Source organism: Microcoleus sp. B4-C2 (genome assembly GCF_036705265.1).
Taxonomy (GTDB): Bacteria; Cyanobacteriota; Cyanobacteriia; order Cyanobacteriales; family Microcoleaceae; genus Microcoleus.
This window is the reverse complement of the sequence record NZ_JAUBUB010000039.1, coordinates 27,934-52,748: the sequence shown is the minus strand read 5'-3', so window position 1 is coordinate 52,748 and position 24,815 is coordinate 27,934. Positions and strand designations below refer to the sequence as shown.

Sequence of the window (24,815 nt, the reverse complement as noted above, 5' to 3'; positions counted from 1 at the left end):
TTTTCCGTTTCAGCGTAAGGGTTCTAGCTGACGCACCCTACTAGCCTCGTTACTGGTTTAAATGCTCCACAGCTTAAATAACCAATAACTAATAACTAATGACTAATTATTGATCTTTCTGCAAAACCCCATTCAGAAAAATATCTGCGAGTCCTTCGGCCATTTCCTGCATTTCCTGGGGCGAAGCATTCGGCTCCATAATCGTATTTTGACTGAAACCCGCGACTGCAAACATTCCCAAAAATACCTGAGCGACAATCTTCGGATTCATCTTCCGATAAACTCCTTTTTCCATCGCCGTTTCAAAAAAAGCCTCAGCCACATCGCTCATTTTTCCGATGACTTCCAACTGAATTCTGTCGCGCAAATCCGGGTGAAATTGTGCCTCCAAAAAACACACCCGCATCATGTCGCTATTCTCGCGGATATTCAGCATCCGTCGCCGCATCACCTGAGCCACTGCTTTGTAACTGCCCATCTCGCTCAATTCTGTCAGCAAATCCGTCAGCAACTCCACCCATCCTTCCGTCGCCACCTCAATCAAAATCGCTTTTTTATTATCAAAATGCCGAAATAGCGTACCCTCGGCCACCCCAGCCGCTGCTGCTAAATCGCGAGTTGTCGTCCCGTCGTATCCGCTGCGGGCAAACAACCGCTGAGCGGCTTGTAAAATCCGCTTCTTGGTTTCTGTTTCAGAAGGAGGAGACTGATTAAAAATTCGCATGGCTTTGCAATGGGTAATTTGCTACTTGGAACTACGGGAGCTGGACTGAGGGACTAATTGATGTTAAGTTTTAAAAAGAATCTCTGGCATTGAGGGCAAACATTTTTTTGTTTGACAATCCAAAATCCAAAATCTAAAATCTAAAATCGAATGACCCTTTTTGAGATTTGCTGTATCAGCCTAACATCTGCGGCGCAACAGATCGCTTATGCCTCAAAAAATCTTTATCCTGAGAAAAGAATCTCTGGCCACCGAGCACAAACATTGTTTGTTTGACAATCCAAAATCTAAAATCTAAAATCTAAAATCGAATGACCCCGCAGTTCCAAAAACCCCGTGAAGCGAAGCTATCCCCTAGAGAATCGCCCGTGAGCCAAACTCGATTCATCGCCTCCCTGCTAGCCGCTGTACTGCTGTGGTGGGGACTTTCCCCCGAAATCGCCCTCGCCCGCCCCAACCCCGCTAGCGGCTCCCAAGCAGTCTCTGTTCAACCGTCGCTCGATCGAGTAATCAGCCAAGTCAGCGAATTTAAGCTCGACAACGGCATGAAATTCATCGTACTCGAAAGGCCCAGAGCGCCCGTAGCATCGTTTCTGATTCACGCCGATGTCGGCGGCGCAAACGAACCCGACGGCCAAACCGGAGTCGCTCACTATCTCGAACATTTAGCCTTCAAAGGCACGCCAAAAATCGGCACTACCGACTACCAAGCCGAAAAGCCGCTGCTAGAAAAACAAGACCAACTCTTCGAGCAAATGCAAGCAGCCAAGGCCAGCGGCAAAACTGAAGAAGTCGCCCAATTAAAAGCAGAATTTGACAAAGTTGAAGCCGAAGCTTCGCAATTTGTCAAGCGCAATGAACTGGGCAAAATAGTGGAACAAGCAGGCGGAGTCGGACTAAATGCCGCTACTTCCACCGACGCCACAATGTATTTTTACAGCCTTCCAGCTAATAAGTTAGAAATGTGGATGTCGCTGGAATCCGAGCGATTTCTAGAACCAGTATTTCGGGAATTTTACAAAGAAAAACAGGTAATTTTAGAAGAGCGCAGGCTACGAACCGAGAATTCTCCGATCGGACAAATGGTTGAAGCTTTTGCCAACAAAGCTTTCTCTGTTCATCCCTACCGTCGCCCCGTAATTGGCTACACTGAAGACATTAAAAACCTCACCCGCAGCGACGTGCAGAAGTTTTTCGATACTCACTATGTCCCCAGCAAGCTGACTGTGGCAGTGGTAGGAGACGTGAAAGCTTCGGAGGTGAAGCGACTCGCTCAAATTTATTTCGGTCGTTACAAGGCTTCACCAGAGCCTCCAGAATTGCAGATTGTCGAACCTCCCCAAACGCAAACTAAGGAAGTGACGCTGCAATTAAAAACTCAACCTTGGTATTTGGAAGGATACCACAAACCGGCGATGAATCATCCCGACAATGCGGTTTATGAAATGATTGGTTCTTTGCTCAGCGATGGCCGCACTTCTCGGCTCTATAAATCTTTGGTAGAACAACAGCAATTGGCGCTGGCTGCTCAAGGTTTCAGCGGTTATCCGGGGGAAAAGTATCCGAATTTGATGTTATTTTACGCTCAAACTGCTCCGGGCCGCACGGTTGATGAAGTAGCCTCCGCTTTGAGGAAGGAAATCGAGCGCCTGAAAACAGAGCCGGTTTCTGCTTTGGAATTGGAGCGCGTGAAAACTCAGGCGAGAGCCGATTTGTTGCGATCGCTCAATTCTAATATGGGCATGGCATTTTCGCTGGTGGACTATCAAGTAAACACCGGTTCGTGGCGAAATTTGTTTAAGGAATTGGATGCGATCGCGGCTGTTACTCCCGCTGACATTCAGCGTGTCGCTCAGGCAACTTTCCGCCCGGAAAATCGCACGATTGGTAAGCTTTTGCCACTGTAAGAAGAAGGAAGAAGGAAGAAAAACTCGTTTTCAGGCTCTGCCCCTTCCTGACAACTTAAGACTAAAACCCATAATAAATGTCGCTTTTAGTCGAATCTAGATCCCCCTAAATCCCCCTTAAGAAGGGGGACTTTGAGAACACTCTTGTCCCCCCCTTAATAAGGGGGGTTAGGGGGGATCTTGCAGTTCGCGACAAACAAGAGAGACGGTAGGTTTAACGTTAAGTTGTCACGCCTTGGGCAGAGCCGGGGAACGCAGATCCAGAGGCTCTGCCTCGCTATGTCACAATAGGAAACTTAGGAGAAAGAATGAAAAGGACTAAATTGAGACTGAAAAAAGTAAAGTTATTTCTGCTATCGCTGTGCTTTTTTACTGTTTCACTGGGCACGTTTAATTTGTTACCTTCCTTTGCTGCTGCACCGAAACACTACGACGAATTAACATTTCCCCCGCTGTCCGAAATTAAACTGCCTAAATATACTCGCTTCGAGCTGAAAAATGGCATCCGGGTGTATCTGATGGAAGACCGGGAACTCCCGTTAGTCGGGGGAACGGCGCTATTTCGCACGGGCGAGCGCTTTGAACCTGCCGATAAAATTGGACTGGGAAGTTTGACGGGAGAAGTGATGCGAACTGGCGGCACGAGCCGGCATACGGCTGATGAACTAAATCAGTTGCTAGAACAGCGAGCAGCTTCGGTAGAAACGGGGATTGATGTTAGTTCTGGTACCGCTAATTTTAGTGCTTTAGCTGAAGATTTGGAACCCGTGTTTGACTTATTTGCAGAAGTGATTCGGGAACCAATATTTGCTAAGGAAAAGTTAGATTTAGCGAAGAACCAAACTCAAGGTGCGATCGCCCGCCGCAATGACGATCCTGACGATATTACCGGCCGCGAGTTTCAAAAGTTAGTTTATGGCGATCGCAGTCCTTACGCGCGCACGGTAGAATACAAAACCCTCGCCAATATTTCCCGCGACGATGTGGTGAGTTTCTACCAGAAATATTTCCATCCCAAGAATATGATTTTGGGTATTGCTGGCGATTTTGATACAGCTAAAATGCTATCGCTCGTCGAGGAAAAATTTGGCAACTGGGAACCGAATCAAAGTGCAGAAGTGCCTGCTCTACCAACCGTATCGCCAGCAAAGGACGGCGGCATATTTTTGGTAAATCAGCCGCAATTAAGTCAAAGTTACGTGCAGATGGGACATTTGGGCGGAATGCTCAGCAGTCCAGATTACGGTGCTTTGGATGTGATGAATGGGGTTCTCAACGGTTTCGGCGGTCGTTTGTTTAATAACGTGCGATCGCGCCAAGGCTTAGCTTATTCAGTATACGCGGCTTGGAGTCCGAGATATGACTATCCGGGGGTGTTTGTCGCTGGAGGCCAAACGCGATCGGACGCAACAGTACCGTTTATCCAGTCAATTCGGGCAGAGATCGATCGTATCCGCACCGAACCAATTACCCAGGAAGAATTAGCTTTTGCTAAAGATTCCACCCTAAATTCATTCATCTTCAAATTTGAAAATCCCAGTCAAACTTTGTCGCGATTAATCCGCTACGAATACTACGGTTATCCCGAAGATTTCATTTTTCGCTACCGCCGCAGCATCGAAGCAGCAACAATTGCCGACGTGCAGCGCGTAGCTCAGACCTACTTGAAACCGGAGAATCTGGTAACATTAGTAGTGGGAAATACCGAGGCAATTCAACCGCCGTTATCGAGTTTGGGAACTTCGGTAAAAGTGCAATCTGTTGATATCACAATTCCCTCGGCGACTTAATTTATTTGTGATTAGGAGTCGCCGATCTGGGTAAGGACACGGCAATGCCGTGTCCCTCCTATTTGCCACACAATCCTACACTAAAAATCAATACTCAAAGGCGCTCTCGGAAACGGAATCACATCCCGAATATTCCCCATTCCAGTCATAAACTGCACTAACCGTTCAAATCCCAAACCAAACCCAGCGTGAGGCACAGTACCGTAGCGGCGCAAATCCAAATACCACCACAATTCCTCCTTATTCATACCCTGGGCTTCCATGCGCCGCTCCAACACATCCAGCCTTTCTTCCCGCTGCGAACCGCCGATAATTTCCCCAATATTAGGAGCCAAAACATCCATTGCTCGCACCGTTTTCTCGTCCTCATTTAAACGCATATAAAATGCTTTAATCCCGACGGGATAGTCGCTGACAATGGTCGGCTTTTTAAACAAATCCTCAGCCAAATAACGCTCGTGTTCCGACTGCAAATCCAAGCCCCAACTTACCGGAAAATCAAACTTTTTGTCGGCTTTTTCCAAAAGTGCGATCGCCTCAGTATAAGTAATCCGCTCGAACTGATTATTAATGATATTTTCAGCCGTAGCCAAAACCGTTTTGTCAATGCGCTCATTGAAAAACTCCATATCTTCCGGGCAATGATCCAAAACGTATTTAAAAATGTACTTTAAAAACGCCTCAGCCAAATCCATATCTCCCTGCAAATCACAGAAAGCCATCTCCGGTTCAATCATCCAAAACTCAGCCAAATGTCGCGAAGTATTAGAATTTTCCGCTCTAAAAGTCGGGCCAAAAGTGTAAACATTGCCGAAAGCCATCGCCATAACTTCCGCTTCCAACTGACCGCTAACTGTTAAATAGGCGCGCTTTCCAAAAAAGTCTTTAGCATAATCAACCTCTTGCGAATCAGTGCGCGGCACATTCTTTAAATCAAAATTAGTAACGGCGAACATTTCCCCCGCACCTTCGCAGTCGCTAGCAGCAATAATCGGAGTATGAACCCACAAAAAACCACGTTCTTGAAAAAATTGGTGTACGGCCGCCGAACAAGCATTGCGGACTCGAAAGACAGCACCGTGAGTGTTTGTGCGCGGCCGCAAATGCGCGATTGTCCGCAAAAATTCAAAGGAATGGCGCTTTTTTTGCAGGGGATAAGTTTGCGGGTCTGCATCGCCGTAAACTTGTACTTGTGAAGCTTTCAACTCAATTCGCTGTCCCTTCGCCGGAGATGCTACCAGCACTCCCGACACTTCTAGAGATGCACCTGTATTCAGTTGTTTCAGTACATTTTCAAAGTCTGGCAAATCTGAATTTATGACTACTTGCAAGTTAGCCATCGCCGAACCATCGTTGACTTCGACAAAGGCAAATTCTTTCAATTCGCGCTTAGTGCGAACCCAGCCTTGAACAGTTACAGTTTCGTCGGGTTCACCAGCGCGCAAAATTGCTGCTATTCGTTGAGTTGTCATATCCACTCCTGTTTATTTAATATTTTGCACCATATTTCTCTCTTTTCTCTTCCTCTGCGCCCTCTGCGCCCTCTGCGGTAAAAAAAAATCAAAAATCATAACATAATTCAACCGACATAGGATTTCAAAATCCAACCGATCAAAATGCCAAGCCCCCCAAACCGAACTGCTTGCCAAAAAGGTTGTTTTATGCTTCCCCACGAAAACAGGCTGCTTTCTAAATTCAACTCGATAGTTTCCAATTCTTGCTCAATTTCCCGCAATTCTTTTTTGAGTTGCGGCAATGGATTTTGGCGCTTGGACTGGCGGATTTCTTCGCGCCGATGACCGAGTTCGACTTGGCGCTGTCGATCGACCTGAATTTGAGTGTACCGTTCTTTGACTGCTGCGAGCGATCGCTCAACGGCTGCGATCGCTTGAACAAACTCACTTTCTTGCTCTTCGGGATTTAACTCTGACGGCTGTTGAGGCATTTCGATCTGCAAACCTGACAATAATAATAAAAAAAACCGATTTCCAATTAAGTTGTTATTATATGCAGTATATTTTTAAAATTCTGAAACGGCAGCCAAATCCGTATAATTGCCAATTATGCTTGAAACTACACAAACAACCCAAACTGTCAACCTCAACGAGCTGAGTACGGTAGAACTAGCCCAAGCTCTCGCCGCGCGCCTCGCCATCCCCGAAAAAGATTGGCATCGCCTCAAAGCCAACCGTTCCGCGCGCGCCTGCGAGCAAGCTGCGGCTGCTTTGGTCTTTTTGCTCAAAAAACAGCCCGAAGAAGCTCTCCCGCGCTTAAACCAAGCAGCAGGATGGCTGGATCGATCGATATCTGCTCCTCCCTGTCCCACCCACGGCAAATGATTTTGAGTTTTGATTCTGGAGTTTTGGCTTGAGTAGTTGCTCAAAACTTAGACAATCGCGCCGCTCGATCGAGCAGCGCGATTGTGAGTTCAAAAGATTTATACTTTTTTAACTCAAAACTCACATTTTGCATTATGATCAGCTATCAATAGCCATAGCGTTCAAATTCTCACTGCCAACTTCAGTCCGGGAACGAAAAAATTTCCAGGTCTAGCTGAGGTGAAAACTGCTGCTTTCATAGCGGTGCTAGCGCAACCCCGGCAGCCGATAGCGACTGGGAAGTTCTTTGCACAGCCGTAACTCGGTACCTTGAGAATTCCACTCTACCCGATCGAATATTTGGTAAAGAATAAACAACCCCCTACCACATTCCTGTTCCACATGGGGTAGTGCAGAGTTATCTGCAACCTCCTCTGCGAGGAGATTGTCGCAATCATCGGTATAAAGGTTGCAACTGCAAGGGGCCTTAAAGCCAGAACCTTCATCCGATATCACCCACCAATATTGGTTTTGGACGATCGAAAAACGGACTCCAACAGTTTTACCGGGATCTAATTTGTTTCCATGCTTAGCAGCATTTACCAAAGCTTCTTGAAGCCCCAACCGCAATTGGGCTTGCCAGATTTCTGGCACCTCTGCTAGGAGCAGATCCAAAATAGGACAAAGGTATAGAGTAGAAGCGAAGCTAATAGTAATCCAATTGCGTCCGACGGGACGAGGTGAAATAGCAATCACTCAGAAAACTCCCTAACTTTCAGGTGGATAAAGTTCACACCCTGCATAGTTGGCTCCCTAGTATTCAAAATGCTAATTAATTGAGCGGCGCAGCTCTACTTATATCTTAGAGTATCCAAGCAATTAAGAACAGCAAACCACGTCACAAAATATTCAGCGATTCTGAGAAACTTCTGCAGAGAACCATCAGTAATTTTACTTATAAGTTCTCCCAGCAGCGAAATTTTGAGCTCAGCTTTTGCCAGCTAGCAACCAAACCACTAGCTGCATCCTCGAAGCCGTCAACACCTCTTGAACAAACGATCCCCACCTAGAAAAGCTCTCCAATAACTATAAAAAAGTCGATCCCTTAACCCTCGCCAATCAGGTTCGACCCTCGCAGCCCCTAGGCAAGCGCCATCGCCCAGAACTTGATTTTGCCGCCAAACAGCAAAATCATCATACCTAGGTATGTTGCAGCCAAAACCCAATTTATTATCCAAAATGCGATCGGGTCAAATATCTCCCATTGCTGCGCCCCTCACAAAATCAATATTTGTTACAAAACTTATTAATTATGAGTGCGTGAGATCCCGATATCTCAACTCGCCCAAATTGACCAATCCTTTGCTGGCGCAACTCCGGCTCCTTGGTAAAACTATATAAATCTGAATGTCGCGATACAATAGTTAAAGTAAATAATTATTTCTTTACATTATGCAAGCAACCCCAGCCATAACCACAGCCCCCATAGCTGGAACTTACTGGCAGTGGCGAGGGCATTCAGTATACTACGTTCGATCCAGCGATCGGCATCCAGAACGCCCTCCCCTGCTGTTAATTCACGGTTTTGGAGCATCCACAGACCACTGGCGCAAAAATATAAGCGGCCTGAGCAAAGACTTTGAAGTGTGGGCGATCGACCTTTTGGGATTCGGGCGATCGGCAAAACCCGAATTACAGTACAGCGGCGACCTCTGGCGCGACCAACTCCACGACTTTATCACCAACATCATCGGCCGGCCCGCCGTACTAGCAGGCAACTCCCTCGGAGGCTACGCCGCCTTGTGTGTAGCAGCAGGGCGCCCCGAATCAGCAGCCGGACTCATATTAATCAACAGCGCCGGCCCCTTCAGCGAACCGCAGCCCGCACCCGAAGCCCCGCCCTTGCAAAAAGCCATATCTGCAGTAGCTAAAACCTTATTTCAGCAAGATTGGGCAAGTTTTCTGCTGTTCCAGTACGTGCGCCAGCGATCGACAATTCGGAAAACCCTAGAAAAAGTATATCTCGACCAAAGCGCCGTCACAGACCAATTAGTAGAAGAAATATACCTTCCCTCCTGCGATCCCGGTGCCCCCAAAGTATTCGCCTCCGTATTCCGAACACCCCAAGGCGAAAAAATTGACGTATTACTTAGTCAATTAACCTGCCCATTGCTAATGCTTTGGGGAGAAGGCGATCCGTGGATGAATTCCACAGAAAGAAGCGCCAAATTTCGCAAACACTATCCGCAGTTAACAGAACACTTTATCAAAGCCGGTCACTGTCCCCACGACGAAGTACCAGAACAGATAAACGAACTGATTCGCGCATGGATAATTGACAAGGGCATGGGGCATGGGGCATAGGGCATAGGGCATGGGGCATCGGGCATAGGGCATGGGTTACTGGTTATTGGTTATTAGAACGAATAACTAACAAGAAACATAGGACAAATAACCAATGACTAATGACTAATGACTAATGACTAATGACTTCATTTAACTTTCAGGTTAAATTATACTTACATATTCTGAGGAGACGGAAACAATGACCCGCAAAAAGACTCGCCGCCATTTTATATTGAGCAGTATAGCTGTTGCCAGCGGCATTGCAGGTGCTAAGGCGATCGAACAGCAGGATCGGGAAATCATAGCCGCACCCAATAACCAGGCGGCCGCCACAGTAAAAATGCCAGAACGACTTTTAGGCAACACCGGCGTGAAAGTGCCGATTTTCGGTTTGGGGGGGGCCGGACAAACACCGCTGTCGCAGCCGGGAAGAGAAGCAGAAGCAGCGGCGCAAATTGAACGGGCGATCGAACTAGGCATTCGCTATTTTGACACGGCGGCCGACTACGGGCCCAGCGAAGAAAACTTAGGCAAAGTTTTGCCACCATATCGAGATCGCCTATTCCTAGCCTCAAAAACCGCCGCCAGAGACAGAGACGGTGCGTGGAGAGACTTAGAGCAATCGCTCAAAAGATTGAAAACCGATCGGCTAGACTTGTGGCAACTCCACCACGTCTCATTCCAAACAGAATTAGACCAAATTTTCAGTACCAAAGGAGCAATAAAAGCGATCGAAGAAGCCAAACAGCAAAAAATAATTCGTTTTTCCGGCATCACCGGACACCACGAACCAGCCATCATTGCTGCAGGCTTGGAACGCTATCCTTTTGACACAACATTAATCTGCCTCAACGCCGCCGAAAAACATCACCCGCGCTCCTTTGTTACCAGCGCTTTACCAGTGGCCAAAGCCAAAAACATCGGCGTCATAGCCATGAAAATACCAGCTTACGGCAAATTATTTCAGAACGGTGTTTTAGATGGAATGCACCAAGCAATGGGCTACACGCTTTCACTTCCCGGCGTGCACTGCTGCGTCATCGCCGCCGAGTCAGTAAAGCAATTAGAAGAAAACTTAAAAGTCGCCCAAGCATTCAAACCCCTGAACCCAACAGAAATGGCAGCACTTGAAAAACGCACCGCCGCCGCTTGGCAAGAAAATACATTTTTCCGACAGTGGACTTAAGATATCAACTCCAAAATTCCCTTTTTCATCTGTGTTTATTTTAGTGTTTTTATTGTGTCGCGGGCGTCCCGCCCGCGGTCTCAACTCCACGCTTCATCAGAATTATTCATCTCTCTTATCTCCCTCTGTGTTCTCTGCGTTCTCTGTGGTTAAATCCTTCCGATCCAACCGGAAACGATATGAATCATAGTTTTGTATGAAAACTCAAGTCCTCACTACGAACCTACAACGTTTATGTTACCAAACTTGATATCATCTGCGGTGAAAATACCTCAAATCACAAAACAAGGCGAGCCAACCCGCTCGCCTTGCTTGTTATCATAAAAAATGCACTTTGTCAACAGCAAAGAGCTACTTTTTTTTCCGTTTAGCCTTATCTAACCGCCTACGATCGCGCCACTCAACAGAAGTCAAATAAGCCACCCCGCCAGTCACTGTCACTAGCAGTACAAAGGCCACTAAAACGAGAAAATTAGCAATCGAAAATTCCACAACCCCTCTTCCTCTGATTTTACATTTTCTACTTTCGATTTTAGATGAAAAATGTTAACAATTAACAGTTGAATTTAGACGGCTAACTGTTAACTGTTAACACTCCCTTCAAACTGCTGGCAACTCTGACAAAATGGTAAACCTAACATGATTAATTGCCAGACTTCCCACGGAAACCTCCTCCTTATTTAAAGGAAGACCGCCGCTAGTGAGACTTTGAAACCGAATTCCCTTGCCAATTTCTACGTGATACCAAGCCAAACCCATAAAAAATCGCAACGGATAAGGGCCTCTGTCTTGAATATCATCAGGATTAGATTCCATCGGCACCCAGCCAAAACCTGGAATGTAAAATTCCAGCCAAACGTGATTGAAATCCGGTTCCAGCGACACACCTTTTCTGTCACCAAAAGCGGGGCACTTGTAGCGGCCGATCGTGCGGCAAGCAATCCCGTTTAACCTAGCCAAAGCTAACAAAAGTCCCACGTATTCGCCGCAGGAACCGATACCACGGCGCAGCACAATATCGGGAGTGTCAATGTGAGGTCTAATTCCGTAAGAAAGTTGATCGTAAACAAAATTACGAATGCTCAGCAATTGCCTGAGAATGTTAGTTTCCGAGCCAATGGCAGCCACAGCAGCCGATCGCACAATTTCCGTATCCATCGCCAAGTTGTCATTATCCACCAAATACTTAGCTGCAAACTCCGGCGACAGCTTCGGAATCTTTTCCACATCCCTCGGTGACAACTGATACTTAATCGATCGAACTTCTAACAAAGCCTTCCAGCCAAAAATTCGGCGTTCCCCAGGGTGCAGCCGATCGAACTTAAACACCGCCACCCGTTCCCCTTCCTGAATTTCCTCAGTAAAAGGCATTCCAATCGGCGTAATTTTCCTAACCTTTTGCCGGTGAGTTTGCGAAGGCAAAGCAATCCGCCACTCCAAATTTTCGATGTCTACCTCATCGAGAGGAGACAGTTCCTCCACATAAGACATTTCCATCAAAAAACCGTTTGACAAAGCGTAGCGATCGGCTTCATTGTAGTGAAAAGACAAAGGCTGAATAAAAGTGCGATCGCGCTTCGTCAACTGAAAAGGATCTTCCGAATTCGGGTCATCCCGGATGTAAAGTTCATCCCCGGCATAAGCCACGTACAGAACCTCCTCCCCCGTTTCGGAATCCTTGTGAAAAGCCAAACCCGAAGGCGACTCAAAGGGAGTCAAAACACTAAATTTAATCTCCCCAGTTCCCCGTTCCAAACAGTAAACAGTTTGCTCAGTCTTGTCGCAAACCCAAATTTCCTCATCCCGGACTGTGATATTTTCTACCCCAATACCGGGGGCGTAAAACCGAGTAATTTCCCGACCACTTTTCAGGTCAAAAACCAGAATATAGCCCAATCTCTGGCAAGTCACATAAAGCGTAGATTTCCACACAGCAATCCCGTCAGCAGGATAAGAAAGCGAAACAAAATGTTCCGGTTTGAGTTCAGCGATCGCCCCGTCCAGAATTGCGCCCCGACAGCAACAAATATCCTCATCCCGCGCAAACCAGAGAGTATCTTCCGAAATAGCCAGCCCCGTTGCGCCGGCAAACTTAGCCGTTTGATAAGGATTCAAAACCGTAGTGTTGTCACTTTCTCGATCGATCTCCAATAGCAGCCCTTCGGCGCGATCGACAGCGAACAACCTATTTCCTAAAAAAGCAATGCCGTGCAGTGCCAAGACTCCGATGGGTCTGACCATCCGCAGCCCCGAAGGCTGTTTGTCCGAGAGAACAGGTGAATCGAGATTCATGCTAAATTTCTTGCCGGTATTGTACACAAAAACTGATTTGTAACTTGTAGCCGATCGCTTGAGGTTCACCAGCAAAATTGCCGAGTTTCCTGATATCCAGGACTGACGCATCAACCAGGTGTTTTTACCAAAAGACGCGTTGTAGCCTCTTGCTAGAGTTAAAACACCCCGAATATTAGGGTTTAACAAGCTCAACCCAACCTGCTGCAGTGAATGGAAGTAAGTATAACTACTAAGCTACCACTGACAAACGCGACAGAGAATTCTATGTTGAGCAGAGCGACCCAAATAATCGTATCTGCCTGAAGATATAAATTAAGTACAACAGATTACTATATCGGTCAAAACCTTGGATAGAATAAAACCGTGCGATAAAGTTCCTAGGTTCATCAGAAGGCAGGTTCGTCATGGCTTTGAAGTCTGCTCTAAATATCGGTGCTCTTTCCTTAATTCTGTCTTTAAAGGCACTGGCCGCCGGTAGTTTTTTAATACCAGCAGAGGCTCTCAACAGCCCCGCAAACATTGTCCAGCGCGCATCACCACCGCAGCTACCCCTCAACTGGCAAACAGTTCAACCCGCCCAAGCAAGCGGAAGTAGACCCAACGGCGAGCAATTGGGAGCCGCCTGGAATAGCTTTCAACCGCCACAGGACGGAGTACCCGGAAGGCGGGAAGGGGGAGGAACCCGCGGCTTAGAATGCCCCACGGCCACCACTGCCTTAACTGCCTTGATTCCCCAATCAACTATGGGGCAAACCATATCAGCAAAGCCAACATTTTTCTACTACCTTCCCGTAGCCCTAGACAAAACAGTTCAGTTTGAGTTAGCAGACGAAAGGGACAAAACACTATACAAAAAAAGTTTTCGCATGGTAACTAGCCGTGCAGGTGTAGTTAGCGTCAGCCTCGACTCCGACGACAACTCGCCAGCCTTGGAAGTTGGCAAAAACTATCAATGGTACTTTACTATCAAATGCAACCCCAAAAATACAACAGATGATGTTCTCGTTTCCGGGTGGATCAACCGCACCGCACTCCCCCCAACCGTGAAAACAGAGTTGGATCGATCGTCCGATCTCACCAAGCTCAGCATCTTCGCCCAACAAAATCTCTGGTACGAGTACCTGGCAACTCTAGCTCAATTGCGTATCCAGTCTCCCAGCGATGCCAGTTTAGCGAGCCAGTGGTCAGCAGTGCTCAACTCAGTCGAACTCGGCAAAATAGCCCAAGAACCCTTAGTCGCAAGTGAGTTAACACCTATCACAAGAAAATAATTCGACACCAGCTTCACGCAAAGAATGCAGCGGTAGGCCCGTACCCCAAACCCTGATACCCATAAGTCAGTCGATTTTAGATTTTAGATTTTAGATTTTAGATTTACTTGCTGCATTGAATCTGGGAGCAGGAACAGGAGTCTAAAATTTTAGGATCTACACTGATGAACATTCGGGGCACGGTATCCGTTTTTGGGCGAGTCATTGCCAATTCTAAAATCTAAAATCTAAAATCTAAAATAGTATGAGGGGTGCAGCAAGTACGAAAAGCTCGGTTTCGATCGCGGTATTTGGCAGCGCCCCAAATGATTTTTGCCTGTTGCGGGTTGTTTGGTCGATCGTCCTAAATAAATTAAAATTTTTGTACGGATCGGCAGTTCGGACTTTTGGCATCTGGAAAGGCGGGCGGTGGAAATTTTGATGGTCAAATTTCGCCTAATACTAAATGATAAACTGGCATAGTCAAGCAGCCGACAAACTTATTTTAGAGAAATTATTAATTATGCGCCCGAATGCAAATATTGCACTATTTCGGTTGGGGATTTCACTTCTAACTGCGCTGCCGATGGCTTGCTTGTATGCCAATAAAGCTATATCCCAAACAAAGGATATTTCTCTGTTGCCCGTCGCCGCTGACAACTCAGCAGATACGGGCAATCAAGTATTAGCACTGCAAAAACTAGAAATCAAGCAGGATGAAACAGCAACAAACTTAAATCAGCTTCCCGATGCGATCGAGACCAACCCTGAACCAGAAACACCATCGAACCGGGCACAGAACAGCCAAGAAGCCTGTTCCACAAGCAGTTTGATTGATTGTGGTACGGGCATCTTGCCCGTAGCAAAAAATCTCGTTGACAACGATCGCCAATGTCAGAACCCGCTAGATTGTAATTTTTTAGCCCAGAACCCGCAGACGCCACCGGGAAACCTCCCGCCCGACTTAAACCGCGATCTAGTACCAAATCCGCTGTTACCGTCGCCGCCGACTCAGCCAGATCCCAATCGCGATCGATTTCTGCAACCGGCCCCGCAGCCTTCCCCAGAACCTCCCCAAGTACCGCCCACAGTAGCGCCGCCGTCTCCGTCGCCAGTTCCCCCAACGCTGCCGAATACACCAATTGATGTGCAGAAAATTCAAGTAGTTGGCAGCACAATTTTAAGCCAAGACGAAATTAATGCCTTAGTCAACCCCTTAGAAGGCCGTTCTACCACCCTAGAACAGCTCAAACAAATCGCCGACAAAATTACCGAAATTTACCTCAATCGTGGCTACATCACTTCGAGAGCAGTCTTGCCGCCCCAAACTATCACCGCAGGGGTAGTCCAAATTCAAGTGATTGAAGGCAAGCTAGCCCGAATTGAGGTAGAAGGAACTAAAAGATTGAATCCAAGTTACATCCGCAGCCGGATTCGACTCGGTGCCGGAAGGCCTTTAAGCACAGCTTTATTAGAAGACCAACTCCGGCTGCTGCGAGTCGATCCTTTATTTGACAATGTAGAAGCCAGTCTGCGGGCCGGGGATAATGAAGCCGAGAGCATTCTGATCGTCCGAGTTTCGGAAGCTAATCCCTTTCAACCTACTTTCAGCATTGACAATTACTCGCCTCCCAGTGTCGGTTCCGAAAGATTGGGAGTTAGTTTGCGGCACCGCAATATAACAGGAAATGGCGACGAACTGGCAGCAGCTTATTATCGCTCGCTCGGCGATTCAGACGTGTTTGATTTTAGCTATCGCGTGCCGCTAAATGCGATGAATGGCACTTTGCAATTGAGGGCGGCACCGAATCGCAACAGTATCGTACAATCACCTTTTAACCGTTTTGACATTTCGGGAAAATCGCATTTATTTGAAGTTAGTTACCGCCAGCCGCTGCGGAGAACGCCGATCGAAGAATTTGCCTTATCTGCTGGTTTTACTTATCAGACAGGCAGAACTTTTCTCGAAGGCGAACCGTTTCCTTTTGGCACCGGCCCGGACTCCAATGGTGTCAGCACTACGAGTGCAATTAAGCTGGGACAGGACTACATTCGGCGCGACCCGCAGGGTGCTTGGGCCGTGCGATCGCAATTTACGATCGGCACTAGCTTGTTTGATGCTACTCAAAACGAAGGTTCCGATCCCGACGGACAATTTTTGAGTTGGCTGGGTCAAGTGCAGCGAGTACAGCGATTGAATGACAAACATTTATTAATTTTGCAGGCAGACTTACAGTTGTCAGCTAATAGTTTGTTGCCTTCCCAGCAATTTGTAATTGGCGGCGGACAATCTTTGCGCGGCTATCGCCAAAACGTCCGTTCTGGTGATAACGGCTTCAGAGTTTCCATCGAAGATCGGATTACTTTACAACGCGATGCTTCGGGAAATCCCAAACTTCAATTGGCTCCTTTTTTGGATGCGGGTACCGTATGGAACGTTGCGAACAATCCTAATACATTAACCAATCAGACATTTTTAGCAGGTCTGGGTTTGGGGGTAATCTGGGAACCAATACAGCGGGTGAACCTGCGAGTAGATTACGCTTTTCCTTTGGTGAGAATTAGCGATAAAGGCGACAATCTGCAAGATAACGGCATTTACTTCAACATAATTTATACGCCCTAAAGGGACTTACTGATATCTGGCATCATTGTCAGCAACAGGCAAGATGCCTGTTCCACAAAATATAAATTTTCTTGTGGAACAGGCATCTTGCCTGTTCATAAAACCCACATTCCGCAGATGTGGGTCAAAAGATAATAACATCGACGAGCCAACGCCCCGCCGATCGATTCAAGTTACATCCCTTAACGTCTTTTCCTCACCGTTGACGCAGCCAATGACAGACAAAGATTATAAAAAATGATAGAGTTTCTCTTTAACATAAATATTTTTTTTTGACAACTAACGCCCAGCGAATCTTAATTTTAATCACCTCGGTAAAAAATGAGCCAACGCTAAGCAGATTTGCCTATCCAAAAAGAAACTATAGCTTTTGGCTTTTACGGATTCGCTAGAGAAAGGTTTAGTTGACCCCCCTCTCCCAATTCTTAACTCTCCCAAAAAACAATTATGCTGCCAGATAAATACCGAAAAGTGCATCGCTGTCTCCCTCTGGTGATAGGAGTTGTATTCGCTACCACCTACAGCATCCCCATCAGCGGCCAACCCAGAACTACCAGAGTGTCTCAGTCATCAACAACAGAAAACCTTAACCCATCAGGAATAAAACAACCAGTACAAGCATTTGCTGGACAACTCGCCGTGTTTTTAGGACATGAGGCGGATGTCACCAGTGCTGTCTTTAGCCCCGATGGCAGTAAAATTTTGACGGCGAGTGAGGATGAAACTGCCCGTCTATGGGATCTTAATGGCAATCATTTAACGGTATTTCGAGGTCATGACAAAGAAGTCAGACGTGCTATCTTTAGCCCCGATAGCCAGCACATTCTGACCATTACTGAGTATGAAGCCATCCGCCTGTGGGATCTCAAAGGCAATCTCCTCAAAGAGTTCCGAGGGGTTGAGAATGGCGATAAAGTCATAAATGCCGTATTTAGTCCAGATAGCCGGCAAATTCTCACCATTAGTCGGTTTTCCGAGCGAGCCGGTTTTAGGGATAAATTTCATTTGTGGGATATCAACGGCAATCTCCTCGCTGAGTTCCAAGGTCATCAAAAGATAACAAGTGGCGGATTAGTCTCCTCAAAAGCTGTATTTAGCCCGGATGGTCGCCAAATCCTTTCTGTCGATTCCCATGGAATTGTTTACTTATGGGATAGCAAAGGTAATCTTCTCAAAGAGTTTCAGGAACATGAAGATAGTGTCATTAATGCAAAATTTAGTCCCGATGGTAGCCAAATCCTCACGGCTAGTGCAGATAAAACTGCCCGTCTGTGGGATACCCAAGGTAATGGGTTAGCCGTGTTTCAGGGGCATAAAGAGTCGGTTTACAGTGCAGAATTTAGTCCCGATGGTCGGCAAATCCTCACCGCTAGTAGCGATACAGCCAGGGTTTGGGATACTAAAGCCAATCTTTTAGCAGAATTCCAGGGACATAAAGTTTATCGCTGGGGTGTACAAGGATTTAGCCCCGATGGCCGGCATATTCTAACCAGTAGTCGAGATGGAACTGCTCAAATTTGGGATACCAAAGGCAATCTCAAAGCAAAGTTGCGGGGACATGAGAGTGCAGTGAGTGCAGTATTTAGTCCAGACGGTAAGCAAATCCTCACCTTTGGTTGGGATCAAGTGCCTCGTTTGTGGGACGTTTCAGCCTCAATTGCTGCTGAATCTGAGCAAATAGTGGCTAGGGAAACCCTTCTAGAAAGTGTGTCTGAAAATAATGCTCAACTGGCAATATTTCGGGGACATGAAAGTTTGGTTAGCAGTGCTGTCTTTAGTCCCGATAGCCGGCAAATTCTCACCGCCAGTCGAGATGAAACGGCACGATTATGGGATCTTAAAGGCAATATCCTGGCAGAGTTTAAAGGACATGAAGAAGGCGTCTATCGAGCAAGATTTAGCCCCGATGGGAGTCAAATCCTCACCACCAATGGTGAGAACATCCGTTTGTGGGATAACAAAGGCAATCTTCTCTCTGTATTGCAAGGGGGCAGTCACATCAATGCAGTATTTAGCCCGGATGGTAGCAAAATCCTCCCCAGCGATTGCCTGTGTTATCCGGTTAGTCTGTGGGATAGCCAAGGTAATCTCCTCACTGAGTTGCGGGTACCCAGGAAAGTTGAGGACATAGAAGAATTGCAGTGGATGGTTAACAGTGCAACATTTAGTCCCGATAGTAGCCAAATTCTCACCGCCAGTGAGGATAAAATTGCCCGATTGTGGGATACCAAAGGTAATCTCTTAGCCGAATTCCCACTCGGACATGAGAAGGCCGTCAAAAGTGTCGTTTTTAGCCCCGATGGTCGTCAATTTTTGACAGCAAGTGATGATGAAACTGCCCGTTTGTGGGATCTTAAAGGTAATCTCCTTGCCGAGTTCCGAGGGCATAAGGAAAGACTCGAAAGTGCTGTATTTAGTCCTGATGGAAGTCAAATTCTGACTGAGAGTTTACATGATACTGCTCGTCTGTGGGATCTCAAAGGCAATCTCTTAGCAGAGTTTCGGGCAGATGAAACACATCTTGGAAGTGCAATCTTTAGCCCCGATGGTCGGCAAATTCTCACGACTAGCAGTGAGACTTTCGGCCCTGGAATCGCCCGTCTGTGGGATACCAAAGGTAATCTCTTAGCAGAGTTCCGGGGACATGAAGGTGTCATTCACAGTGCAGTCTTTAGCCCAGATGGTCGGCAAATTCTCACTGCTGGTAATGAAGGCACTGCCCGGTTGTGGGATGTGTCAGTGGCAATTACTGCCCAAGCCGAGCAAATGGCTGCCCTACAAATTTTTCAGGAAAGCTTGTCCAAAAATAACGCTCAACTGGCAGAGTTACAGGAGAACAACGAAGTCCAGCGTGCCGTATTTAGCCCTGATGGTCGCCATATTCTTACCACGACCGAGAAAATGGTTCACCTGTGGGATACCAAAGGCAATCTTCTAACCGAGTTTCAAGTCCCTCAAGAAAGACTCTCCAGACCTGTATTTAGCCCCGATAGCCGACATATCCTTGCAGTGGGTGATGAAACTGCCTACTTGTGGGATATCAAAGGTAATATCCTGGCAAAATTCCAAGGACACAAGGGTTCTGTTACAAGGGCAGTATTTAGCCCAGATGGGAATCAAATTCTCACTGCTAGTATAGATAGTACCGCCCGTCTGTGGGATACCAAAGGAAATCTCCTGACTGAGTTTCGGGGGCATGAGTATCAAGTCAACACCCTAGTCTTTAGTCCAGATGGAACTCAAATCCTGACCAGCGGTTCGGATAAAACCGCCCGTCTGTGGGATACCCAAGGTAATCTCCTAGCAGAGTTTCGGGGGCATGAGTGGGTTGATAATGCCATCTTTACCCCCGATGGCCGGCAAATCCTTACCCTCGGCAATGATTCCCACGGGTATGCTCGTCTGTGGGATACCGAAGGCAATCTCCTAGCAGAGTTTCGGGGGCAGAAGGATGTAGAGAAAGGCTCTAGTTCTAGCAGCAGCGTCGTATTTAGCCCGGATGGTCGGCAAATTTTAATCACCAGTGGGGATAGACTCTCCCGGCTATGGGATATCAAAGGCAATCTGTTAGCCATATTCCGAGATCATGACAGTTCTGTCAACACCGCCGTATTTAGTCCTGATGGTCGCCAAATTCTCACCGCTAGTGAGGATAAAACCGCCCGCCTGTGGGATAACCAAGGCAATTTGTTAGCAATCTTCCGGGGACATGAGGATAGTGTCGAAAGTGCCGTATTTAGCCCAGATGGTCGCCAAATTCTGACGGCGAGTCGGGATAGAACCGCCCGTGTCTGGGATATTGCCACAGGAATCAAAGTTTCTGCGGCTGAAGTCGCATTTTTCAGAGGAAATCAACTGTCTAGCCAAGAAACCGCCGAATCAAGAAAACTCGCCCTTCAAAAATTAGAAGAAGCCCTCGAACTCTATCGTGCAGACCGAAACTATACTCAAGCTGCACAGACTCTCTTATCAATGGGTAAGATTTACGTCAATTTCGGACAATTTCAATCTGCCTTAGACTCGTACAATCAAGCGTTGCCATTATCAAAACAAGCAGGTGCTAAAACAGAACAAGCAGCCCTACTCAACAGTCTCGGTCAACTTTACACTGATTTAGCTGACCCGAAAACAGCCCTGGATTACTATAACCAAGCGTTGCCCTTATTTTATCAATTAAATGACCAAGCGACAGTCGCCAACACCCTCAACAACATTGGTAATATTCACGCTGCTACAGGAAACTGGAAAAATGCCCTAGACTCCTACAACAAAGCCCTAGTCATCTCTCGACCCGCAGGTAATTTAGCAGTAGAAGCTACTGCCTTAACTGGCATTGGTAGCACCTACATCGCTTCAAAAGAATGGTCAACTGCCCTGAATGCGTACAACCAAGCCCTGAGCATCTCCCGACACCTAAACGACAAAGTAAAAGAAACCACAGTCCTCAATCAAATGGGGAAAATACAAGCTGCTTTAGGGCAAAGTTCTACCGCCATTGAAAACTATAACCAAGCTTTATCTCTATCCCAACAACTCGGTTACAAAACAGAAGAAGCGCACATCATCTACAATCAAGCCATCTTAAACCGCCAACAAAATAACCTCACAGTTGCCCAAACCGAAATCGAAACCGCAATTAATATTATTGAAAACCTCCGCACTCAAATCGGTAGCCAAGAACTGCGGCAGTCTTACTTTGCCCGCAACCAAGATTATTACCAGTTTTACATCGATTTGTTGATGCAACTGCACCTGAAAAATCCCGATAAAGGTTACGACGCACAAGCCTTTCATGCTAGCGAACGTGCCCGTGCCCGCAGTCTGCTTGAACTCCTTAGCGAAGCCAGCGCAAATATTCGCCAAGGTGTTGACTCGCAACTGCTAGCCCAAGAACAAAATTTGCAACAACAACTTAGTGATTTTCAGACTCGCAAATACCAAATTGTCATCGCTAAATCTACCCAAGAAGCTGTGGATGAAATCCAACAAAAAATCGATACGATTCTCAAGGAACTTGCTCAAATAGAAGCTAAAATTCGCGCTAGCAGTCCTCGTTACGCTGCCCTCAAATATCCCGAACCTCTCAACTTGCCACAAATTCAACAACAGGTACTCGATGACAATACGCTACTTTTAGAATATTCTCTGGGTGAGGAGCGCAGTTATTTGTGGGCGGTGACGAAAACTTCTTTCACCAGTTACGAACTCCCTTCTCGCACCGAGATTGAAGCTACGGCTAAGAATTTCCGCGATACTTTAACCAAAGAGACCACGAGAACCTCTCCTCAAATGGTTGCTGAATCTGCTGCACTTCTGAGCCAAATTATCCTCGCTCCGGTTGCTTCTGAGTTGGGCAACAAGCGCTTGCTAATTGTTGCGGATGGAGCCTTGCAATACATTCCTTTTGGCGCCCTTACTCTGGAAAAATCTGAAGCGCCGCTAATAGTTAAGCATGAAATTGTTAATCTGCCTTCTGCTTCAACTTTAGCAATTCTGCGGCGGGATATGGCGACTCGTCAACCGGCTCCAAAGGCGATCGCCTTGTTTGCAGATCCAGTTTTTAGCACTGATGATGAACGGCTCAAAGGCACGAGTACATCGGCTGTAACCAAGAATCAAACTGTTGAAACTCTGCCAGTGGAAGCGCAACAATTACAGAGATCAGCCTCTGAGGCTAACATTTATTGGACTCGCCTACCTTTCTCGCGAACTGAAGCTGAGCAAATCTTGGCTTTGGTACCGGATGATTTGGAAAAACAAGCGTTTGACTTTAGCGCTAATCGTACTACGGCAACCAATCCCGATTTATCTCAATATCGCATTGTTCATTTCGCTACGCACGGATTTGCTAATAGCAAACATCCAGAATTATCGGGATTGGTGCTTTCTTTGGTTGATGAGAAAGGTACGTTACAAAATGGCTACTTGCGACTGAATGATATTTTTAATCTCAATTTACCGGCCGAATTGGTGGTGCTGAGTGCGTGTCAGACGGGTTTGGGAAAAGACGTTAAAGGAGAAGGGTTGGTGGGTTTGACGAGAGGGTTTATGTATGCGGGGGCGCCGCGTGTGGTGGTTTCTCTGTGGAGTGTTGAGGATCAAGTAACTTCTGAGTTGATGACACGATTTTACAAAAAAATGCTCCAAGATAAGTTGGCGCCTGCTGCGGCATTGCGATCGGCGCAAATCGAAGTGCTACAGCTTCCAGAATGGCAATCTCCTTATTATTGGGCTGCTTTTGGGCTGCAAGGAGAATGGAATTGAGTGCGCTTCTGGCGGGAGAGGGGGAAAAAGTGGGGGAGTGCGATATGAAGAAAATATTTCCTTGTTCCCTCTTCCCTATTCCTTGTTCCCTCTTCCTTCCACATCGGATATTAATCGCCGACTTCCCCGACAACCTCCGCAGCAGCCTGAGTTTCGAGCCAGAGTTTGAGCAACAATAGTTCTGCCCGATCGCCCAAAACAGTCGCAAACACGCCGTCAGCCCCCTCAGACGCCTCAGAAATCCACGTACCGCGCAGAGTCACTTCTACAAAGTCAGCATCAGCAACACAAAGCTCGATCGCATCATTGTCGTTTCGGCGCGCCTCAGATTCCAACAGAGACAGCGCCGGCAAATTCGCGGGCAGCAAAAATGCCGCAGTGCTCGGTTCGACGCTGATGCTTTGACCAACTCGCATAGCCAGCACAACTCGCAGCGCCACTAACTGTTCGGGAGATTGAGCCAAACGCTCGAGGTTAAAGCCCGTTTCAGTGTAAGTCAACTTCAGCATATTGACAGCCCTAAATTTGGAATTGAAAGTTAAAAATTGGTAATTGAAAATTGGCGATCGGGAATTGGGAATTGGGATTTAGGGCAGATTTTAGATGAGCATTACGCATCAATTTAAAATCTAAAATCTAAAATCTAAAATCTAAAATCTAAAATTCTTCCCATGCCCTATTCCCCTATTTGATATTCGTGCCAAAACAGTTCGGCAAAAGCAACAGTGGGGTGTATGGGGGCTTTCGGCTTAGTTCGCAGAGACATTCCAGCTTCTACGGGAGTTCGATCGCCCTTACGAGAGTTGCACCGTTCGCAAGCAGTCACCACGTTGTCCCAAGTATGCGGGCCACCCTTCGATCGAGGCATCACGTGATCTAGCGTCAAATGCCGATTGCTACCGCAGTATTGGCAAGAATGAGCGTCGCGGCGCAGAACTTCCCGGCGATTGACCGGGGGTAATTTCCACAGGCGTTCCCTGTTACCAAAAGTCAAGCGGATTTGTTCGGGTACGTGGATGCTGGTGCTGGGCGATCGTACCAGCCAGCCGTTGCCAATGCTAAAATCAAGAGGTTCAGCCTTGCCTGTTACCAACAGTACGATCGCCCGTTTGATGTTGACACGGCTCATTGGTAGGTAATTCTGAGAAAACACCACCACAGATTGCCTCAATACATCAGTTACTACGGTCACGGCTTGCTCCTCCTCATTTGGATTTTGGATTTTAGATTTTAGATTTTAGATTTTGAATCTTGCTTGCTTCGTCAGCATTGGCTACATCTGGTTTTTTCCCAGTTCCCCAAGCCGATCGAATTTCTCAAATATCCAATCAAAATGCCCCCGCTTCTCTTACTTAGAAGCGGGGGCTAGAAAAACTGCTTTCATGCAAATTTTCATCCTGTCTTGGTACAGTTGTTTAGCTGTACCTCCCGCTTCGCCTCTCTCGATCTGGCTGTGCCACTTGCAGACCGTCCCGGTCTACCTCGTTGTCATTAATTTCTGCAATTTGTCCTAATCCACTATAACCAGGTTTAATTAGGCCCAAGCCCGCCCACGAAGTCGCTGCAACAGTCGCAAAACCATTGCTAAAGACGTGCCGTGACGACTCTGAGCGACCCGTGGGGCGATCGCACTTCAGTTGATAGGTAGAGTAGGTGGGGAGAAATTTCAAAGTCGGCAGAAGGTGGTTAAGAGGCTTTCAATCTAGCTGTAAACATACTACACTGATATTACACATATGTCCACCCGTCACGGAGAAAAAATTATGCATACCCTACCTAGAACCTCAACCACCGAAATGGAAGTCACCAGCATTCGACTCGAAAGAGAGCTCAAGGAGAGACTTAAAGAGCTCGCGGGCAATCAAGGCTATCAAGCTTTGATTCGAGATTTGCTCTGGAATTACGTGCAGCAGAAGTCTGGAGAGTATCGGCAGATGTTTTCTCGATCGGATATTCGAGCCAGCATTAATGCCACAGCACAGCAGGAGGAACGCTGCGCGCTTACAGGAGAGTTGATTCGACCGGGCGGGCCGATGTTATTAGGCCTGACAATGCACGGCGAAATGGTGCCGCTAAGTATAGGGAGTATGGCTGGATAAACCAGTTTAT

The 24,815-nt window shown here is 47.0% G+C and carries 19 protein-coding genes; 10 read left to right on the top strand and 9 right to left on the bottom strand.

The genetic code is table 11. The features are described from left to right. Positions 1-106: 106 nt before the first annotated feature. Positions 107-724 (bottom strand): helix-turn-helix domain-containing protein, encoded by a 618-nt coding sequence (locus QUB20_RS13705; RefSeq protein WP_333153396.1) that lies wholly within the window; start codon positions 722-724, stop codon positions 107-109. Positions 725-1,035: 311 nt separating this feature from the next. Between QUB20_RS13705 and QUB20_RS13700 the strand changes: the two genes are divergently transcribed. Beyond that, positions 1,036-2,631 carry a pitrilysin family protein gene (locus QUB20_RS13700; protein ID WP_333246845.1) on the top strand — a complete coding sequence of 532 codons (1,596 nt, stop codon included), beginning with the start codon at positions 1,036-1,038 and terminating at the stop codon, positions 2,629-2,631. A gap of 308 nt (positions 2,632-2,939) precedes the next feature. Then, positions 2,940-4,421, top strand: a complete 1,482-nt coding sequence (locus tag QUB20_RS13695; protein ID WP_333246843.1) for a pitrilysin family protein — start codon at positions 2,940-2,942, stop codon at positions 4,419-4,421. Positions 4,422-4,501: 80 nt separating this feature from the next. On the opposite strand, the gene asnS is transcribed toward QUB20_RS13695, so the two are convergent. Both asnS and QUB20_RS13685 read right to left on the bottom strand, forming a co-directional pair. Next, complete coding sequence (asnS, locus tag QUB20_RS13690; RefSeq protein ID WP_333246841.1) at positions 4,502-5,893, bottom strand: asparagine--tRNA ligase; 1,392 nt, start codon at positions 5,891-5,893, stop codon at positions 4,502-4,504. A 107-nt stretch (positions 5,894-6,000) separates the two neighbouring features. Then, positions 6,001-6,366 (bottom strand): DUF2203 domain-containing protein, encoded by a 366-nt coding sequence (locus tag QUB20_RS13685; RefSeq protein ID WP_333246839.1) that lies wholly within the window; start codon positions 6,364-6,366, stop codon positions 6,001-6,003. Between the two features lie 118 nt (positions 6,367-6,484). Here QUB20_RS13685 and QUB20_RS13680 point away from each other — a divergent pair, with 118 nt between their 5' ends. Then, positions 6,485-6,760, top strand: a complete 276-nt coding sequence (locus QUB20_RS13680) for a DUF6439 family protein (protein ID WP_333056391.1) — start codon at positions 6,485-6,487, stop codon at positions 6,758-6,760. A 246-nt stretch (positions 6,761-7,006) separates the two neighbouring features. Here QUB20_RS13680 and QUB20_RS13675 read toward each other — a convergent pair whose 3' ends face one another. Further along, positions 7,007-7,495, bottom strand: coding sequence for an anti-sigma regulatory factor (locus tag QUB20_RS13675; RefSeq protein WP_333056392.1), 489 nt, complete (start codon positions 7,493-7,495; stop codon positions 7,007-7,009). 696 nt (positions 7,496-8,191) lie between these two features. Here QUB20_RS13675 and QUB20_RS13670 point away from each other — a divergent pair. Next, positions 8,192-9,103 (top strand): alpha/beta fold hydrolase, encoded by a 912-nt coding sequence (locus QUB20_RS13670; RefSeq protein WP_333246837.1) that lies wholly within the window; start codon positions 8,192-8,194, stop codon positions 9,101-9,103. A gap of 181 nt (positions 9,104-9,284) precedes the next feature. After that, positions 9,285-10,271 (top strand): aldo/keto reductase, encoded by a 987-nt coding sequence (locus tag QUB20_RS13665; protein ID WP_333246835.1) that lies wholly within the window; start codon positions 9,285-9,287, stop codon positions 10,269-10,271. A 351-nt stretch (positions 10,272-10,622) separates the two neighbouring features. Here QUB20_RS13665 and QUB20_RS13660 read toward each other — a convergent pair whose 3' ends face one another. Together QUB20_RS13660 and QUB20_RS13655 are read right to left on the bottom strand one after the other, a co-directional pair. Next, positions 10,623-10,763 carry a hypothetical protein gene (locus QUB20_RS13660; RefSeq protein WP_190736053.1) on the bottom strand — a complete coding sequence of 47 codons (141 nt, stop codon included), beginning with the start codon at positions 10,761-10,763 and terminating at the stop codon, positions 10,623-10,625. Between the two features lie 108 nt (positions 10,764-10,871). Continuing rightward, complete coding sequence (locus tag QUB20_RS13655) at positions 10,872-12,563, bottom strand: transglutaminase family protein (RefSeq protein WP_333246853.1); 1,692 nt, start codon at positions 12,561-12,563, stop codon at positions 10,872-10,874. Positions 12,564-12,970: 407 nt separating this feature from the next. On the opposite strand from QUB20_RS13655, the gene QUB20_RS13650 reads away from it, so the two are divergent. From QUB20_RS13650 to QUB20_RS13635, 4 genes are all read left to right on the top strand, one after another. Continuing rightward, positions 12,971-13,837 carry a DUF928 domain-containing protein gene (locus tag QUB20_RS13650; protein WP_333246833.1) on the top strand — a complete coding sequence of 289 codons (867 nt, stop codon included), beginning with the start codon at positions 12,971-12,973 and terminating at the stop codon, positions 13,835-13,837. A gap of 244 nt (positions 13,838-14,081) precedes the next feature. Then, positions 14,082-14,258 (top strand): hypothetical protein, encoded by a 177-nt coding sequence (locus QUB20_RS13645; RefSeq protein WP_333246831.1) that lies wholly within the window; start codon positions 14,082-14,084, stop codon positions 14,256-14,258. Between the two features lie 24 nt (positions 14,259-14,282). Next, complete coding sequence (locus QUB20_RS13640) at positions 14,283-16,442, top strand: ShlB/FhaC/HecB family hemolysin secretion/activation protein (RefSeq protein WP_333246828.1); 2,160 nt, start codon at positions 14,283-14,285, stop codon at positions 16,440-16,442. A gap of 447 nt (positions 16,443-16,889) precedes the next feature. Beyond that, positions 16,890-22,706 carry a CHAT domain-containing protein gene (locus QUB20_RS13635; RefSeq protein WP_333246826.1) on the top strand — a complete coding sequence of 1,939 codons (5,817 nt, stop codon included), beginning with the start codon at positions 16,890-16,892 and terminating at the stop codon, positions 22,704-22,706. 110 nt (positions 22,707-22,816) lie between these two features. Here QUB20_RS13635 and QUB20_RS13630 read toward each other — a convergent pair whose 3' ends face one another. The 3 genes from QUB20_RS13630 to QUB20_RS13620 all read right to left on the bottom strand — a co-directional run bounded on the left by QUB20_RS13630 (position 22,817) and on the right by QUB20_RS13620 (position 24,376). Further along, entirely contained in the window at positions 22,817-23,215 is a 399-nt protein-coding gene (locus QUB20_RS13630) for an alr0857 family protein (RefSeq protein ID WP_333225423.1), read from the bottom strand. 167 nt (positions 23,216-23,382) lie between these two features. Continuing rightward, on the bottom strand, positions 23,383-23,898 hold the full coding sequence (locus QUB20_RS13625) for an HNH endonuclease (RefSeq protein ID WP_333246824.1): 516 nt from the start codon (positions 23,896-23,898) through the stop codon (positions 23,383-23,385). Between the two features lie 223 nt (positions 23,899-24,121). Next, positions 24,122-24,376, bottom strand: coding sequence for a hypothetical protein (locus tag QUB20_RS13620; RefSeq protein ID WP_333291408.1), 255 nt, complete (start codon positions 24,374-24,376; stop codon positions 24,122-24,124). A gap of 93 nt (positions 24,377-24,469) precedes the next feature. On the opposite strand from QUB20_RS13620, the gene QUB20_RS13615 reads away from it, so the two are divergent. Continuing rightward, a complete protein-coding gene (locus QUB20_RS13615; protein WP_039886507.1) occupies positions 24,470-24,805 on the top strand; it encodes a ribbon-helix-helix domain-containing protein in 336 nt (111 codons plus the stop codon). Positions 24,806-24,815 lie beyond the last annotated feature (10 nt).